At 36.1% G+C, this 18,748-nt stretch carries 11 protein-coding genes and 1 other annotated feature; of the genes, 8 read left to right on the top strand and 3 right to left on the bottom strand.

The window, feature by feature from the left end:
• Positions 1-96 precede the first annotated feature (96 nt).
• On the top strand, positions 97-957 hold the full coding sequence (locus tag RAH41_RS10900; protein ID WP_331222510.1) for a DNA-3-methyladenine glycosylase: 861 nt from the start codon (positions 97-99) through the stop codon (positions 955-957).
• Positions 958-970: 13 nt separating this feature from the next.
• Positions 971-2,353: a 23S rRNA (uracil(1939)-C(5))-methyltransferase RlmD gene (gene rlmD / locus RAH41_RS10895; RefSeq protein ID WP_331222509.1), complete on the top strand. Its 1,383-nt coding sequence runs from the start codon at positions 971-973 to the stop codon at positions 2,351-2,353.
• A gap of 202 nt (positions 2,354-2,555) precedes the next feature.
• On the opposite strand, the gene RAH41_RS10890 is transcribed toward rlmD, so the two are convergent.
• Positions 2,556-3,803: a glutamate-5-semialdehyde dehydrogenase gene (locus tag RAH41_RS10890; protein WP_331222508.1), complete on the bottom strand. Its 1,248-nt coding sequence runs from the start codon at positions 3,801-3,803 to the stop codon at positions 2,556-2,558.
• A gap of 168 nt (positions 3,804-3,971) precedes the next feature.
• On the bottom strand, positions 3,972-5,075 hold the full coding sequence (proB, locus tag RAH41_RS10885; RefSeq protein ID WP_331222507.1) for a glutamate 5-kinase: 1,104 nt from the start codon (positions 5,073-5,075) through the stop codon (positions 3,972-3,974).
• Positions 5,076-5,179: 104 nt separating this feature from the next.
• Positions 5,180-5,392, bottom strand: a binding site (T-box leader).
• A gap of 358 nt (positions 5,393-5,750) precedes the next feature.
• Between proB and proC the strand changes: the two genes are divergently transcribed.
• The 3 genes from proC (at position 5,751) to RAH41_RS10870 (ending at position 9,958) form a co-directional block, all read left to right on the top strand.
• Complete coding sequence (proC, locus tag RAH41_RS10880; protein WP_331222506.1) at positions 5,751-6,566, top strand: pyrroline-5-carboxylate reductase; 816 nt, start codon at positions 5,751-5,753, stop codon at positions 6,564-6,566.
• Positions 6,567-7,611: 1,045 nt separating this feature from the next.
• Positions 7,612-8,436, top strand: a complete 825-nt coding sequence (locus RAH41_RS10875) for an amidohydrolase family protein (RefSeq protein WP_331222505.1) — start codon at positions 7,612-7,614, stop codon at positions 8,434-8,436.
• A 229-nt stretch (positions 8,437-8,665) separates the two neighbouring features.
• The gene (locus tag RAH41_RS10870) at positions 8,666-9,958 is read left to right on the top strand and encodes a right-handed parallel beta-helix repeat-containing protein (RefSeq protein ID WP_331222504.1); all 1,293 of its coding nucleotides are present in this window, start codon (positions 8,666-8,668) and stop codon (positions 9,956-9,958) included.
• Positions 9,959-10,140: 182 nt separating this feature from the next.
• Here the strand turns inward: RAH41_RS10870 and RAH41_RS10865 are convergent, their stop codons facing one another.
• Positions 10,141-14,565 carry an alpha-amylase family glycosyl hydrolase gene (locus tag RAH41_RS10865; protein WP_331222503.1) on the bottom strand — a complete coding sequence of 1,475 codons (4,425 nt, stop codon included), beginning with the start codon at positions 14,563-14,565 and terminating at the stop codon, positions 10,141-10,143.
• 479 nt (positions 14,566-15,044) lie between these two features.
• Between RAH41_RS10865 and RAH41_RS10860 the strand changes: the two genes are divergently transcribed.
• From RAH41_RS10860 to RAH41_RS10850, 3 genes are all read left to right on the top strand, one after another.
• Positions 15,045-16,271: a Zn-dependent hydrolase gene (locus RAH41_RS10860; protein ID WP_331222502.1), complete on the top strand. Its 1,227-nt coding sequence runs from the start codon at positions 15,045-15,047 to the stop codon at positions 16,269-16,271.
• Between the two features lie 239 nt (positions 16,272-16,510).
• A complete protein-coding gene (locus RAH41_RS10855) occupies positions 16,511-17,407 on the top strand; it encodes a phosphate ABC transporter substrate-binding protein PstS family protein (RefSeq protein ID WP_331222500.1) in 897 nt (298 codons plus the stop codon).
• Between the two features lie 413 nt (positions 17,408-17,820).
• The gene (locus RAH41_RS10850) at positions 17,821-18,723 is read left to right on the top strand and encodes a phosphate ABC transporter substrate-binding protein PstS family protein (protein ID WP_331222694.1); all 903 of its coding nucleotides are present in this window, start codon (positions 17,821-17,823) and stop codon (positions 18,721-18,723) included.
• Positions 18,724-18,748 lie beyond the last annotated feature (25 nt).

Genomic DNA, 18,748 nt, shown 5'->3' with positions numbered 1-18,748 from the left:
ATTATTCTCTAGTTTTTTTGCGTTTCACACAAATTTTCTTAAGCAGTACTTGTTATGCTATAATACACTTCAGAGTAATTAAGGAGGAACGGGTGAATGTGGAAGGAAGAGGTAGCATTAGAGACACCATATCAATGGGAAGAAGTTTTAAAGAGATTAGAGCATGAGCCAACATTTACAGTGCATTCTGCTGAAAAGCGGTTAAGTATTCCTTTATATATTGATGGAGATCAAGCAGTTGTAAAGGTTAAGAAAATAAAAGATGCTCCGGTTCAGTTTGAAGTCATTAGTGAACATGAAAATAAAGAGAAAATTCTCGAGGAAGTCACTACTATTTTGCAATGGCAAACAGAATTTGAAGAACTACATCATCATTTAAGACAGACTACAATTTCTCCTCTTATTGACCTTTTTGGACATACACCAATTACCGTTTCAAATGATCCTTTTGCCTGTTTAATTACCTGTATTATTCATCAACAAATACAGCGTACATTTGCTATTCAAGTGACAAAACGATTTGTTCGAATGTATGGTGAAAGAATTGGTAATTCATGGTTTTTTCCATCTCCTGAAATAATTGCCAATTTAACAATAGATGAGTTAAGAGATTTGCAGCTTAGTACCAGAAAAGCTGAATATATGATTGGAATTGCTAAAGCTTGGAGTGAAGGAGTATTAAGTCACCAAGATTATCGAACATTATCATCAGAGGACATTTCAAAAGAGTTAATCAAGCTTAAGGGAGTCGGTCCTTGGACAGTTGAAAACTTCTTATTATTTGGTCTAGGTCGAAAAGATATTTTCCCGGTTGGTGATGTTGGCATTCAAATCGCACTTCAAAAGCTTTTAAATTTAGATGAAAAGCCTTCGAAAGAAATAATGGAATATGTAAAAGAGCAGGTTTCACCATTTGGAAGCTACGCCGCCCTTTATCTTTGGAAGAGCATAGAATAATGGAGTTGTATATATGAGCAATAAGTTAGAAAATAAATTAGAAGTCGGTCAATCCTTTCCTATAACGATCAAACGTATTGGGATTAATGGTGAGGGTGTCGGTTACTTCAAAAGACAAGTAGTTTTTATCAAAGGGGCATTACCTGGTGAGGAAGTAGTTGCTGAGGTAACGAATGTTCGTAATGGTTTTGCTGAAGGGAAAATTCAACGTATTCGAAAAGCATCACCAGATCGTGTAGAGCCGACTTGTAAAATCTACGAAAAATGTGGTGGCTGTCAAATTCAGCATGCATCTTATGAAGGACAACTTCGATATAAACGCGACATTGTCATCCAAGCAATGGAAAAGTATGCGAAAGATTTATTAGAAAAAACACCAATTAAAGAAACGATCGGTATGGAAAATCCTTGGAATTACCGAAACAAAAGTCAGCTTCAAGCTGGGCTAGAAAAAAATAAAATCATCGCTGGACTTTATACACAAAACTCTCATAATGTTGTCGATATTGGCCATTGCCCAATCCAACATGAGGATTTAAATAAAATTACAGGTAAAGTGAAGAAAATTTTAACTCGTTTAAATATCCCTGTTTATAATGAGCGAAAAAATAAAGGGGTAATTCGAACAATTGTAGCTCGAGTTGGCTTACGCACAGGCCAAATCCAATTAGTACTAGTTACTGGAACGAAAGATTTTCCTCAGAAAAATGAACTAATCAGCGAAATTAAAAAGCGAATTCCTGAAGTGACAAGCTTAATGCAAAACATTAATAATCAAATGACTTCAGTGATCTTTGGTCGTGAAACTGTTTATTTAGCAGGAGAAGAAGTAATTGAAGAAAAGCTTGGAGACTTATCATTCGAACTTTCAGCAAGAGCGTTTTTCCAATTAAATCCTGAACAAACCGTTAAGCTATATGATGAAGTCAAAAAAGCAGCGGCACTTACTGGAACAGAAAAAGTCGTAGATGCTTATTGCGGAGTAGGGACAATCGGACTATGGTTAGCAAAAGACGCAAAAGAAGTTCGAGGCATGGATGTTACAAAAGAAGCAATCATCGATGCAAAAACAAATGCGTTAAGCCATGGCTTTACAAATACACATTACGAAGCAGGTAAAGCTGAACAAGTATTACCGAAATGGTTAAACGAAGGTTGGAAACCAGATGTGATCATAACTGATCCACCTAGAACCGGCTGTGATGAGGAATTCTTAAACACTGTATTAAAGATTAAACCAAAGAAATTAGTATATGTTTCTTGTAATCCTTCTACTTTAGCTAGGGATTTAAAGGTTTTGAGTAAGAGTTATGATGTGAAGTATTTGCAGCCTGTTGATATGTTTCCGCATACTGCTCATGTGGAGTGTATCGCACAACTCATTTTAAAAGTGTAACCAACAAATAAACTTCTGACAAACATAATAAACCTTTGCCAAAATCAGAATGAACATCTGATAAAAGGCATTAACAGGGAAAAGGAAAAAGGGACGATCGCAGTCACCTCAAGCCTTTTCCCTTTTTTTGTATCAAGACTTTATTCGAAAAATAATAATGATTTGCTAAAAAAGTTGGAATGAAAAATGTGGAAAAACGGGTTTATCTCCGAATTTGTCCATTTCCACGAATCACGTATTTTGTAGAAGTCAATGCAGGAAGTCCCATTGGTCCCCTTACATGTAGCTTTTGCGTACTGATGCCGATTTCTGCACCAAAGCCGAATTCAAACCCATCAGTAAAGCGAGTCGAAGCATTATGGTAGAGCGCCGCGGCATCTACGGATGTGAAAAACTTGTTCACACTTTCTTCTCTTTCTGTAATAATCGCTTCGGAATGCATGGATCCATAAGTATTGATGTGGTTAATAGCTTCTTCAACAGAGGAGACCATTTTGACTGCCAGCGTGAGAGACAAAAATTCAGTTCCCCAGTCTTCTTCTGAAGCAGGTACAATAGAAGAATCGATAGCCAGTGCCTTCTGATCTCCACGTAGTTCTACTCCTTTTTCCTTTAAGGAAGAAAAGAGCTCGGTACCAAATCGGTGCGCCCACTTTTCATGAAGTATAATTGTTTCAATTGCATTACATACAGATGGTCGCTGTGTTTTTGCATTTATAATAATATCAAATGCCATCTGTTTATCCGCTGTTTCATCAATGAAAATGTGACAATTTCCCGCACCTGTTTCCAATACAGGAACAGACGCTTCTCTCACTACAGTATCAATTAGCTGTTTGCCACCTCTTGGGATAAGAACATCCAAATACTCATTTAATGTAAACAGCTGCTTTGCACTATATCGTGACGTATCTTCAATGAGCTGTACGCTTTCTTTCGGCAAGCTTGTTTGTTTAAGAGCTCGGTGAATGACAGCTACGATGGCTTTGTTAGAATAAGTAGCGGAAGAACTGCCACGCAAGATCACTGCGTTTCCTGTTTTCAAGCATATTGTGGCCGCATCCACAGTTACATTCGGTCGCGCTTCGTATATCATCCCGACAACACCTAGTGGCACACGCATTTCTTGAATAGACAATCCATTCGGTCTTTCCCATGTTCTTACACATTCTCCAACAGGATCACGCAAATCAATTAGCTGCCGGATACCCTCTGTCATATCAATAATGCGCTGTTCATTCAGCGTAAGGCGGTCAAGTATAGAAGCAGACATTCCTTTTGCTTTACCTACTTCAATATCTCTTTTGTTCTCCTCCAAAATATAGGGTGTTTCTATTATCAATTGATCCGCAATCGTAGCAAGTGCCATGTTTTTTTGAACTGTGGATTTGAGAACAAGTTCTCCAGCTATCTTTTTCGCTATTTGTCCCTTTTCTAATACTTCATTCATCTTCATTTCCTCCTTTTAAAGATTCAAAAATATAAAAACTTGAGGCATGTTTAACTTTGACAACTTAAAACGATCATCCAAGACTCTTCTACATAGATAGTAGGTGTATCAATCAGATTTTAAGACGGAGGATTCCGCCGTCTTCACTTGAACGGATCCTCTCTATTCTTAAAATGAAACCCAATTATCTCTATGAATGACTTCATAGCTATGTCTTTCGCCTTGAGCCTGAATGACGTGACTCTGCATCCCTTTTATATCCTGTAGTTCCTCTGCACTATATCTACATTGACCTTTCCCTATCAAGAGTCCTTGTTGTGTAATGACCTCCACAACATCTCCCGCTCGAAAGAACCCAGACACATTAGTAACACCAGCAGGAAGAAGACTTTTTCCATGATGAATGATGGCAGAGGCTGCCCCTGCATCTACTTCAATTTGTCCACTAACAAGCGAATGTAGCGCGATCCATTGCTTGTTCATCTTAATCACTTTTTGAGGAGCATTACCGATATACGTTCCATCACCTTTACCCTTCAAAACATCTAAAAACTTCTCCTGTCCACGTCCTGTTCCGATAAATACACTCACTCCAAGAGATAGTGCAGTCTTTGCAGCATCGATTTTTGATCTCATACCGCCAGTCCCAAGTTTTGAGCCCGCATCTCCAGCAAGAGAAGCAATTTCTTCCGTAACCTCAGGGAGGAAATAATACTTTTTCGCGTCCGCATTTTTCTGAGGGTTTTTGTCATATAAACCGTTCACATCCGTAAAAATCATGAGCATATCCGCCGAAACAAGCCCACTCACTAAAGCTGACAGCATATCATTATCACCAAAAGTGAGCTCCTCTAAAGAAATTGAATCATTTTCATTGATTATTGGAAGAGAGGAACGATTTAGTAGCTCTTCTAAAGTGGCATATGCATTACTGTATTGATCTTTTCTAGAAAAATCACTTCTCGTTAGCAAAAGCTGCGCGGTAACGATACCATATTTACGGAATTCCTCCGTATACGCCTGCATTAACAGACTTTGTCCTACAGCCGCGGCAGCCTGCTTCCCTTTAATTGTTACAGGTCGACTTGGATACCCAAGAGCAGAAAAACCTGCAGCAATTGCCCCAGATGTAACCAGCAACACTTCATGTCCTTCCTGTTTCAATTGCGCCAAAGCAGCAACATGATCAGAAAGCTGTTCCTCAGAGATACCTCCATGATTAGCTGCCAAGGAACTGCTTCCAATTTTCACGACAATTCGCTGTTTTTTCACTTTTTTACCTCCTGTTCTAAATGCGAATTTTTTTGTAAATTAAACTTCTAAACATGCTATTTAGCAATAAAGAGCAAAATAAAAATGACCGCTTCGCCCTTAATAAAAAGGACGAAACGGTCATTGTTCCGCGGTACCACCTTTATTGATATAAATATATATATCCGCTTGACACCTATAACGAAGGTATACGCCTAAACTTTCGTTTAAGACTCAGGGATAGGTTCCATACTTTCTATACGAGGAATCTTTCAGCCGGTGAATTCCACTCTCTTTCGCAAGAAGATATATGTACTAGTTCCCTTCGACGATTTTCAATTTGATTTTTATACATTATGCAATATAGTGCGTTTTTATGTCAAGAGGAATTTTTTAAATTAAATTAATTTAATTAATTTAATTAATTTTCTAAATATCTCTTAGAATAAAGAGAAATTCATGTCTAAACATAAGTTTTTTTATATTCATTACGATGTTAATAGTGATGTATTACTAATCTTCAACATGATTTAAAATTTGATTAGTTAATATACTAAATTAAATTTTTTTATATTGCAAAAAACAATGTACTCTCTTAAAATGTTTTTTTATATTGCATGGAATATTATTAGTTTTTTCAGAATAGTAATTTCAAACCGATATAATTTATTTTAGAAGGAGCAAAATTGAGTAAATATGGATAAACAAATTGGATTCATTGGATGCGGAAATATGGGGATAGCTATGATCGGTGGGATGATAACCAGAAATATAGTGCCTTCGGATAAAATAATTTGTTCAGATTTAAACCATACAAATTTAAAAAATGCTAGTAAAAAATATGGTATAACAACAACTACTGACAACAATGAGGTAGCTAAAAATGCTGACATTTTAATTTTATCTATTAAACCAGACCTATACTCATCAGTAATTAACGAAATAAACGAACAGATAAAAAACGATGTTATCGTCGTAACTATCGCTGCAGGAAAAAGCATTAAAAGTACTGAGGAAGCTTTTAATAAAAAGTTAAAGGTTGTAAGAGTAATGCCTAATACACCTGCTCTTGTTGGAGAAGGTATGTCTGCATTATGTCCTAATGAAATGGTTACAGAAAAAGATTTAGAGGATATACTGAACATTTTTAATAGTTTTGGCCAAACAGAGATAGTAAACGAAAAATTAATGGATGTTGTAACATCTGTAAGTGGTTCTTCGCCAGCATATGTATTTATGTTTATAGAAGCCATGGCAGATGCTGCTGTATTAGATGGTATGCCAAGAGATCAAGCATATAAATTCGCAGCTCAAGCTGTATTAGGCTCTGCAAAAATGGTACTGGAAACGGGAATACATCCAGGTGCATTGAAAGACATGGTTTGTTCTCCAGGTGGAACGTCAATAGAAGCTGTAGCAATATTAGAGGAAAAAGGCTTAAGAACAGCTATCATTTCAGCTATACAGCGTTGTACGCAAAAGTCTGTTGAACTAACCAGTCTGATAAAATAGATGTAAATCAAAAGGCGATTTTTTGTTCAGTTTTGAACGTAGGCTGAATAGGGGGATTGAAGTAGTCACCTTTATCCTTTTCCCTATTTTTTCTTTGTTGTTTGTTAGGGTACGATTATGAATTTATAACGGATCGAGAAAGTGGCCCTAGACTCCTTTAGTGCTAAAGATATGGCTTGTTTTGAACGGTAAATTGTAGTAAAAGAAGTTATGAAGGTAGAAGAAGCTGTTAAACAACTAAAGGGAGTTCAGTTTGCCTTTATAATCCTGTAACAGCTTTTAAAATAAACGAAAAACTTGATACAATATTGGAGCATTTGAAGTTTACAAAGCAACTATTCTGATTAATGGATTACCAGGAGTTTATTATATCAATAAAGCAAAAGCTGTTTGGAATGGTATATTAGTTTTCCTTGGATTTGGTAACTATACCCCTAAATATTTAAATGCGGTAATTTATTTGAAGAATGACGCTTATTACAATAGGAGTAAAATTATTCTTACTAGAGACAGTAAACGTACTAAATTAATTAGTAAAACTACTAGATACCACTTTAATTTAATTAGAAGGCTATAGATAACCTAACTACAAAAAAGGCTTATAAAAAAATTGTATAAGCCTTTTTCTTTTTAAGCTATTGGGTTGAACTAGTCCCATAAAATACGAAACTTCTTATTTTAGTATGTATTTCACTTGGCTACTAGCAGTTCAGCTGATTTTTTTTTGTATCACAGTACATAATGACTGGTAAAAACTATCTATCTCCAATTCTTAAACCTATATTCAAAAGTTGAAAAATACCCCTGAGGGAGCTTCTGCTAATAACTCTATTCGTAAATAAGAAAGAGCAATTCTTTTGCTGTTAAAGGTGCATTGTGCTGCTCAGAAGTTTTTAATTTAATAAAGTTTTTTTTTCAAAGCATATAGATGATACTAGTAATAATGAATCATTTAAAAGTTGATAAAGCAATAAATTGAAAATAATAGAGTAGAAAAGGGGAGATTTATATAATTATTGATTGCCATTTTCATGTGGATGAATCCATGTTGACTTTAGAAAAAATGATAGAGGGGATGGATCAAAATAATATTGCAAAAACTGCTCTTATTCCCCCTATGAGTGAAACAATGTTTGAATCAGATAGTACCATTCAGTATCATATCCAACGTTTATTCCGTTTTCTAATACTTAATACACCTCAAATCGGATATAAAATTTATGATGGTCTAGTGAAAGATGGCTATTTTAAACTTTATGGTAAGACATATAAGATTTTTAGTAAGCCGCAAAATGATATTGTGGCTAATGCAATTGCAAGATTTCCAGACCGTTTTCTAGGTTGGGTAGCAGTGAACCCTATGATTCCTAATTTTATGGAAGAAATAGAATGCTATCTTAAAAACCCTAGTTTTATTGGGGTAAAGGCTCATCCATTTATGCATGGTTACAGTGTTAAAGCTCTTGAACCAGTTGCTACTTTATGTGAGTTAAAAGGTGTACCTATGATTATTCATCTTTCTTCTGAGATTGACTCCTATAAATATCTACCTGAAAATTTTCCCAAACTTAAATTAATTTATGCTCACGCTGGTCTACCATTTTGGAGAAAACTATGGAAATATGTTAAAAATAAACCAAATGTATATGTTGATACATCAAGTGATTATCTCAATCCTTCAATTGTAAAACAAGCGGTAGAGGCTTTAGGTTACCGTAAAGTTCTATTTGGCTGTGACGGACCATATGGAATGAAGACTTTTAATGAATATGACTATTCAGACAAGAAAAGATGGGTGGAGTCCCTTCTAATTCCTGATAATGAAAAGGAATACATACTCGGAAAAAACTTTTTAGGATTAATTGAATAGGAAAATTATGTATTCTGTACAAGAACTAAAATAAAAATTGACTCAGTTATCTGAGTCAATTTTTTTATGCGTGTGCCCAGCACAAGATAAATGAAGAATCGTGTTGCTCATTATAGTGTAAATGGTCGTAAATTGTCACGATTAGCTTGTCCTTGAATAGAATAAATTAGGACATGTCTAAGATTAAAAATAGGACAAGTCCAAAAATAAAAAATAAGGAGAGGATAATATGGCAACAATTACGGTGACCAATACCAATGATAGTGGTCCAGGTTCACTTCGAGATGCTGTTGCAATAGCAAACCCAGGAGACACGATTGTGTTTGCTGGACCTGTTCGATCTGGTACTATTATTTTAAATAGTCCGATAGTTATTAATAAAACCTTAACTATAAATGGTCCTGGTCCGACAATCAGCGGTATTAATACGCGTATCTTTAATATTAGCGGTGCAATTACAGTAACAATCAGCAACCTAACCTTCGAAAATGGTAATGATACTATTGGAGGGGCAATCCTTAATGATGGTGCCACATTGAATGTGATTAGGTCTATGTTCTTAAACAATCACTCTTCTATATCTGGTGGTGCAATAGCAAATCAGAATTCTGGTACAGTGAACATTTCAAATAGTATGTTCTTAGGCAATACTTCTAATTTTGGTGGAGCGATCGGGAATTTTTCTGGTAGTACAGTCAATGTTACAAATAGTACGTTCTCAAACAACAGCGCTACGGCTAACGGTGGAGCGATCGCAAATGATGGCATAGTTAACATCACAAATAGTATGTTCACTGGTAATACTGCTTCTGGTAGAGGGGGGGCTATTGCAAACGATGGTACACTTACCATAATGAGAACTACGTTTACAAACAACAGTGCTCCGAATGGTGATGGTGGCGCGATCGCAAATTTTGGCTCAGGTAAAGTTAGCATTTCAAATAGTACGTTTACTAACAATAGTGCGCCAAATGGTGTTGGTGGAGCAATATCGAATAGTGATTCTGGTTCTGAAGTTACTGTTACAAATAGTACGTTCACAGGCAACACCTCTAATTTCGGTGGGGCTATTGGGAATTTTTCTGGAAGTACAGTCAATATTACAAATAGTACGTTCTCTGACAATAGTGCTACACGTAATGGTGGTGCTATAACAAATGATGGTACACTGATCGTTATGAGAAGTACATTTACTAACAACAGTGCTCTTAATGGTGATGGAGGAGCAATATCCAATACTGGAACAGCTACGATTGATAGAAGTACGTTTACGAACAATAGTGCTCCGAATGGTGTAGGTGGCGCTATAAAGAATTCTGGAACAGCAACGATTAATAGAAGTACGTTTACTGGCAACACTGCTACGAGTGGAGGGGCTATTGCGAATACTGGTACAATCACTATTACTCAAAGTACGTTCTCAAACAACAGTCAACCGCAAATAACTGGTGCATCTGACCCAGCTTGTTACGACGATGACGACGATGACGACGACGATGACGACGATGATGATGACGACTAGAACCCCCTTTCCTTATCAATAATTTGGACAACGCTTACTTTCATTACGCGAAGTCTAGTGAGGAGCTTATTTTCCTTAGACGGTAATGAGCACCGTAACCAGATATTAGAATCAATTAAGAAAGAGGGCGTTTGCGGTGAATAAAAAGGTCTGCCAATTTGGCAGACCTTTATTGTTTCTAATTATTTGGACTCACTAATCGTTTTATTTATCACGTCAATCACATAGTTTTTAGTGTTTTTATTAATCGAACCGCCATCACCTTTAAAAATTGTGGTTTTAGTTGGATCAGTTGGTTCAATGTGTACTGGTACTAGTGTCTGACCTTCTTTTAGATTAAAAGATTGGGTGAAATTCATATCATTATTTACAGTTACTTTTTCACCATTAATAGTAAGGTTAGCTCCTTTAATAGAATTACCTTTCACAGTTAAAGTTGAACCATTTACATCAATTTGGCTTACTACAAGCGGCTTATCAATCCAGCGTAAAATTGTATCTTGGACAGTCATTTTGTTGCCACCTTGGTTTGAAACAACTATTTTCATATCAGTTCCAGTCGCACCGTAACCATAATAACTGATATCATCGTCTGATGGATCAGATGGTGTATGATCTGCTAATCCTTCATGATCCCATGTGTTGTCTCTCGTATACTTATAAGTAATTTCAGTTCCTTCCTCAAGCTCAACTGTATATTCCCAATCTGGTGTAACTGCACCATTTCGGCTCATTGACCATGCACCTGTATTCCAACCATTTAAGCTGTTAGGTATATTCATTTGTGCTGACAATGGAGTGCCAGCTGGTGCATGTACTTTAAATGTTACTTGTACCATGACAATATCTGGTGTGACATTTACAGTATTTGAATCCACATAGTTCCCTGCTTGATCAAAGACGCGGATTTGGTAATTATATGTTGTACCGTTTGTGACCTGATAATCACGGAAGGTAGTAGTATCCCCGTTTACTGAAGTAAGTATATGACCGTCACGGTAAATGACAGTTTTATATGGCTGATCTGGCTGAGTAAGTTTCCAGTTCAAGTTAACCTGACCAGATTCTTGAATTGGTGTCTCCAAATTGACCTTACTAGCAGGGGGAGTAGTATCTAAAGTGCTACGTGTATAGTTTACTTCTCCTGTTTCAGAGTACACCCATGTATTTCCTAAATCAGGTGTAAAGGCAATACGGTATTCATATATACCAGCCTCTAATGGTGTGAAGCTACCTTGGAACTCATTAGCTTGATTTTCCTGAGATTGACCATTGTATAGAGCTTTGTATGATTCCCAAGCAGTTTGGCCTTTCATTCTTACTTGAAGCTCTGCCATAATTCCTTCAGCTGGGCCTGTTTCTGTTGCACCCTGCAAGTAAAAAGTTGCTTTAACAGTAGAATTAAGTGCTAAGTTCAGCTCCTGATTGGATAGGGCTGTCATGTTGGACACGCTAGCTTTGCTAATATCGTAGTGAGGCACGAGACCAACTGAGACAGCAGGTTCAGATTCGTTCCCATAAGAATCTACAGCAGTTACAGAAAAATAGTAGTTGCGACCATTATTTAAATCTGAAATGGTTACATTCGTGTCTTTCGTTTCTTTTACTTTTGTCCATAATCCGCCAGCAATAGTTGATTGATAGACATTGAATTTTTCTGCAGTTCCTGTCCAATTTAAAGTAATTTGTTTAGACCCTACAGTACCGATTACATTTTTAACTGACTGTGGATTTTTCACGTCATTACTAGAAAGTAACATTCTTCCTGATTCGGCAGGTATGGTCAATGTCAACTTGCCATCTTTCACTGTAGCAGCATATTTTTTATCTAATTGGTCTTCTAGACGAATTCCGTTTGCAATCAGCTTTTTAGTGTCAACATCAACAGTTCGTGCAGTTTTCCCTCTGTTAATGATGATAAGCGCTGATTTTGTTCCTTTAGTACGAGTGTAAGCTAAGACATCATCTTTAGCATAAATATGGTGAAGATCTCCATGACTAAATAGATCAGAATTTTTACTGCGAATTTGACCAATCGATTGATAATGTTTAATCAAATCTTGGTTTTCATTTCCCCACGGATACGTACGGCGATCATCTGGATCTTTTGAACCTGTTTGACCTGCTTCATCTCCATAAAAAATAGTCGGCGCACCAGGATAACCCATTTGAAGGATGGAAGCTAGCTTTAATCGTTTCACCCCTTCATTGTAATTATAGTTTGGATCCTGTTCAGCTCTGTTATAAGTATCTGTCCCGTTACCAAGCAAGAATATAGCTCGTGCAGTATCATGAGATCCCATTAGGTTCATAAGAGCATAAAAAGCTTCCTTTGGATAATCCTCTTGTACTGCAAGTAGGGAGTTTTGTGCATTTTCTGCATTACCATTCTTTAAGTAATCTAGTACTGCACCTCGGAAACGATAATTCATTACAGAGTCATATTGATCTCCTAAAAAGTATTTGGAAGCATCATCCCAAATTTCTCCCAAAATAAGTGGTTTTTCATCTTTTTGAAGAGTTTGTCCTGCACCTGTCATCGTCTTGGATTTAATTTCTTTTCGAAATTCCTGCCAAAATGAGCTGTCTACTTCATTCGCTACATCTAAACGCCAACCGGAAGAACCTTGATCAATCCATGATTTGCTTACGGAGTTTTTATCATACATTATATAATTAGCAAATGCAGTGTTGTTAAGTTCACTTGGGTGATCAACCTTTGAACCTTCTTTTGATTCAAATACTGGGAGACTGTCATAGCCCCACCAACCTTCATACTTATAATGTTCTCCATTTGAAACACCGTTGACTTTTTCATTCGGTACTTTTACATTTTCAATATGGAACCAGTTTTCAAAACCGTACGGGCTAAAAGATTGGCCTTCGGAGATAAATTGGTTTTTTGCTTTCTCTTTGGCAGTTGCCTCGGACAATTTTTCATTATTCATTAAATCATAAATACGAGACCAATATTCATATGCACCAACTGTTTTATATTTGTTATAACGGTCAAAATAGATTGAGTCGTCTGAGACGTGATTAAAAACACCGTCCAAAATTAAATGCATATGACGTTTAGCTAATTCTTTTGTGAAGTTTTTAAATTCCTTTTCTGAGCCAAACATCGGGTCAACCAATTTGTAATCTGTTGCATCATATTTATGGTTAGATGGAGCTAGAGCAATTGGATTTAAATAGAGTGTGTTGACTCCCAGTGATTGAAGGTAATCGAGCTTAGATTGGATTCCAGCGATGTCTCCTCCATAAAAATCATTACTAAATTCTCCGTCTCCAGTATATGATCCAGTTCCTTGTTCATAAGGATTATCTGGTAAGCTTGACCAAGAAGCGGGATGTTCGATTGGCTGGTTACCACGAGCACCAATTTTATCCTTTACATTGTCATTGCTTTTGTTTCCGTTAAAAAAGCGATCGGGGAAGATTTGATAAACTACAGCTTCTTTCATCCAATCTGGCGTTTGGTAATTAGGGTCATATACTGTCAGTTGGAAAAGGCTTGCATTTTTATCTACTGCTTTTCCAGTATGACCTTCTTGTGTATCTTCGCCATATTCAGCTGATGTATCTTGATCTCTGACAATGAACTTATAACCATGAATCCCTTTGTCTGTTGGCGTAAACGTAGCTTCCCAGTACTCAAGGTCACCTTTGCCATTTGAATTTGACCAGCCTACATTCTTCATAGCCAAGACCTTTGTTGTGCCGGAATTATAATTTTTTACATAAAGGCTCGCGCTTGTTAAATCTCCTTTCTTTGCCGATATCCGGAAGGTGACAGGTGTCTTTTCTGGAACGGCACCAAATGGCTTTTTGTATACTTGGTCCCATGAATCATGAGAGAGGGCATTCTGATCAATCAAGCCATCAGAGCCGGTTGGTTTATAATCTGTATAAACTTCTTTTGTTTCACTATTATAGAAAAATGTAATAGTAGTTTCAGAGATTACAGTTAACTTCAGATTTGAAGAAGGGTAAGACTCTGTCCAATCTTTTCCTAATACAATCTTGTATTCGTAAGTACCACTTGGCACTTTTGTAGTAAATGAATAGATATTTTTGAAATTATCATCTTTTAAAAAGGCTGTTGAGTCAGCTGGGCTCCAAGCTGATCCTGCATGAATAGCAGGCTGGATTGTTCCAACAAGACGCGGTTGTTTTTCCTCTGCTATAGGAGTGTAATGAGTGCTGTCAGTAATTGAATGAGTGTTATCATTATAATAGAAAGTGACATCCTTTTGATCGGATAGTATTAGTTTAATGTTGTTGCCGTCAGGATTTCCGCCTTCACCGTAATTTTCTGACCAGTTTCCACCAATGGCGATTTTGTACTCATATTCACCAGCCGGTAAAGTACCAGTAAATGTATAGAGACCATTCCCTTTATACACCATCTCTGTTTGATGCGAGGATGGGTCCCAATCACCTGAATTTCCTAACAATTTCTGAAGGCTTCCTACAAGTACAACTTGTCTAGCTGTCGTTTCTGCTGCTTTTACAGTTACATTTGTAAAAAGTCCTGGAAACATCTGGAGAACTAATCCTAATACAGTAACGAGCGATAAGATTGATCTCTGTTTTCTCCTCATGAAAAAACCCCTTTCTCTATTTTAATTAGGAAAACGTTTATACAAAAGATGCAATAAAAATATGTATGGAGGTATTGCTCACTTATTGCAAGCGTTTGCACAAATTGTTTTCAAAATAATTATAACTTTTTATTAACACAATTCAATGGAAAATAGCAAAATAATACAAATTTTCTGAATTAAGGACACTTAATGTCAGTCTCAGATAGGGTTAAGGATTAGTAATTAATCATAGTTTCAAACGATTTAAATTGAAAGTACAAAGACAGATGCACTCCCAAAAATGAGAAGATGTCTATCCTTGATTTGAATGAATAAGTAAGGTGCAATTGCTAGTATTATAACAGCAGTTTCCATCGTATTATTTAATGAAACAACTTTATTTAAGTTAGTAAATTTTCTGGAATAGTTCTAGTTCTCAATGAATTAACATCAGTTGTTATTGAAGAAATTGCCCAATAATTGAAGGAGGCCTTCTTATGATCAAGACGAATGCCAATCGGCTTCAAACATTAATTGAGTTGTTTAGCGAATATGGTAAAACGGAAAACAATGGTGTAACTAGACTAGCATTAACTGCTGAAGATATTGCTGCAAGGAAGAAATTTCAAGCGTTATGTGAAGAAGTGGGAATGATCGTAAAGCATGATGATATGGGGAATATGTATGCTACTTTACCGGGGAAGCAAGACTTGCCTCCAATTGTAATTGGTTCCCATTTGGACTCAGTGATTAAGGGAGGTCGTTTTGACGGTGTACTAGGTGTACTTACAGCTTTAGAAACTGTTCTTACAATAATAGATGAAAAGATTGAAATAGATTACCCAATTACTATTGTCAATTTTACAAATGAGGAAGGGGCAAGATTTGAGCCATCACTTATGTCTTCTGGAGTGCTATCAGGTAAATTTGATAAAAAGAAGATGATTGCTTCTACGGATAAAAATGGAATTACTTTTGCTAAATCACTTAGTGAAAGCGGTTTTGAGGGATCTGAAGCAAATCGCCTAAAAGATGCTCGCGCGTATATCGAACTACATATTGAACAAGGACCGGTACTAGAACGGAAAAACTTAGAAATAGGTGTAGTAGAAGGTGTATTAGGGATGGTATGCTATGAAATCTCTGTCTTTGGAGAATCCAACCATGCAGGTACGACACCAATTAGCATGCGCAAAGATCCGATGTTCACTGCTGCTAATGTGGTAGTAGATTTACAAAAACAATTACAAAGACTAGATTCAGAGCTCGTTTACACGATCGGTCGCATAAATGCATATCCAAATATTCACACGGTCATTCCTTCAGAAGTAACCTTTACTTTAGAAGCGAGACATAAGGATCCTAGTATAATTGCAGAAGTTACACGAATGATAGAAGAACTGCCAAAAAATTTAAGTGGCTGTCCAATCAAATCCACACGCCTATGGGATCGAGACACAGTTCACTTTGATGAAGAAGTCGTAAATGCTGTGGAATATGCTTGCAAAGAGTTAGGATATAAGGAAAACCGTATGTATAGCGGTGCCGGACATGATGCTCAATTCGTTGCTTCCTATATTCCAACTGCGATGATTTTTGTCCCAAGTATAAATGGGTATAGTCATCGTGAAGATGAATTAACTTCATATGAAGATTGTGCTAAAGGAGCGAATGTATTACTAAATGCAGTATTAAAACTATGCCTTGAAAAAGTGAATAAATAAGGCTTTTATATCAAAACTACTAGTAATACTTTGTATGTTTTTCACGAATCGTATGCCAAGCGAAATAGATTGTTTGACGAGACTCTCTTAAATAATTAGAGAGTCTTATTTTTATCTTTAATTTCTCCTCTTATCCCAACTTTACGAATTATTTACAATCGTTTAAAACTAGGTTAATTATTCTTTTTTATAGTTAGAGATGTAGAAAATAATAACTTTCCTTAGGAGGACAATCAATAATGAAACGTGGATTAAAATTAACATTTGCAGCAATGGCTATTACAGGTATGTTAGCGGGATGTTCTAATAAAGATGAAAAAACAACTGGCAAGACTAGTACAGATGATAAAAAAGTAGAATTAACAGGAACAATTGGTGCTGCAGGATCAACAGCATTACAACCACTAGCTGATGAAGCAGCAACTGAGTTTATGGCGAAATACCCACAAGTTTCTATTACAGTTCAAGGTGGCGGTAGTGGTACTGGTGTAAATCAAGTATCTACTGGAGCAATTCAAATTGGTAACTCAGATGTACCAGCTGCTGAAAAATTAGAAGATAAATCTTTAGCAAGTTCATTAGTAGAAGCTAAAGTTGCTGGTGTTGGTTATTCAATGGTAACAAATAAAGATGTTGGTGTAGATTCACTTACACTTCAACAAATTGAAGATATTTTCGCTGGGAAAGTAACGAACTGGAAAGAGGTTGGCGGTAAAGACGAGAAAATTAATGTAATTAATCGTCCAGCATCATCAGGTACTCGCGCAGCATTTGAAAAGAAAATTATGAAAGACGTTAAGATTAATGATAGCGTAGGGACTGTTCAAGACTCAAACGGTGCAGTTGAACAAGCTGTAAACTCTACTCCAGGTGCAATTTCATACCTTGCTAACTCATATTTAATCGGCGATAAAAAAGATGCATTAAAGACAGTTAAAATTGATGGGAAAGAATCTTCAACTGATAACATTACTTCTGGTGCATACCCATTCTATTCATATGAGTATATGATTACAAAAGGTGATGCAAAATCTCCAGTTAAAGAATATATTGAATTCATTAGTGGCGATGAGTTTGCTAACAAGTTAGTAGAGATGGGTTATATCCCAGCTTCAAAAATGTCAGGTTTACAATAATACTGCAATTAAAGCTGACTCAAAGGGTCTATGACTTTTTGAGTCAGCTTTTTCTATTTCTTTTACTATGTCAATGAAGTATACGTCTTTATGAAAGAACTTTAGCAACTTTATAAGTGCACTATGTGTTTTTAATATTCCCTACTATAGATCAGTACCTAAAACTACTTTAAAGTTAAGCCACTTTTAAGTAGATTTTCTTATTGTATTTATAAAATTTTAATAAGTAATTAGTAATTTATCGTTACTTACACTTCCCATAAATCAACTAAACATACTACCTCTTAAAAAGATTTACAATTTCTTTACGATTGATTAAAACTTGCTTAACTTAAAAACTTTAAAGTAGAGAATGTAAGAGATAACAAACGAAATAAAACAAAATTAAAAATAAAAACAAACATTTTAGGGGGATTAAAATGAAACGTGGATTAAAATTAACATTTGCAGCAATGGCTATTACAGGTATGTTAGCAGGATGTTCTAATAAAGATGATAAATCAACTGGTAAGACTAATACTGATGATAAAAAAGTAGAATTAACAGGAACAATTGGTGCTGCAGGATCAACAGCATTACAACCATTAGCTGACGAAGCGGCTACTGAATTCATGGCGAAGTACCCACAAGTATCAATTACAGTTCAAGGTGGCGGTAGTGGTACTGGTGTAAACCAAGTTTCTACTGGAGCAATTCAAATTGGTAACTCAGATGTACCAGCTGCTGAAAAATTAGAAGATAAATCTTTAGCAAGTTCATTAGTAGAAGCTAAAGTTGCTGGTGTTGGTTACTCAATGGTAACAAATAAAGATGTTGGTGTAGATTCACTTACACTTCAACAAATTGAAGATATTTTCGCTGGGAAAGTAACGAACTGGAAAGAGGTTGGCGGTAAAGACGAGAAAATTAATGTAATCAATCGTCCAGCATCATCTGGTACTCGCGCAGCATTTGAAAAGAAAATTATGAAAGACGTTAAGATTAATGATAGCGTAGGGACTGTTCAAGACTCAAACGGTGCAGTTGAACAAGCTGTAAACTCTACTCCAGGTGCAATTTCATACCTTGCTAACTCATATTTAATCGGCGATAAGAAAGATGCTTTAAAAACTGTGAAAATTGATGGAAAAGAGTCTACTACAGACAATATCGTTGCAGGTGATTACCCATTCTATTCTTACGAGTACATGATTACAAAAGGCGATGCGAAATCTCCTGTAAAAGAATATATTGAATTTATTAGTGGCGATGAGTTTGCTAACAAGTTAGTAGAAATGGGTTATATCCCAGCTTCAAAAATGACAGGTTTAGAATAATATAAAAAATGGGAGTTGGTTTTAT

It is taken from the genome of Gottfriedia acidiceleris, from assembly GCF_036421055.1.
Classification (GTDB): Bacteria; Bacillota; Bacilli; order Bacillales; family Bacillaceae_G; genus Gottfriedia; species Gottfriedia acidiceleris_C.
This window is presented reverse-complemented; position numbering and strand designations above follow the sequence as displayed.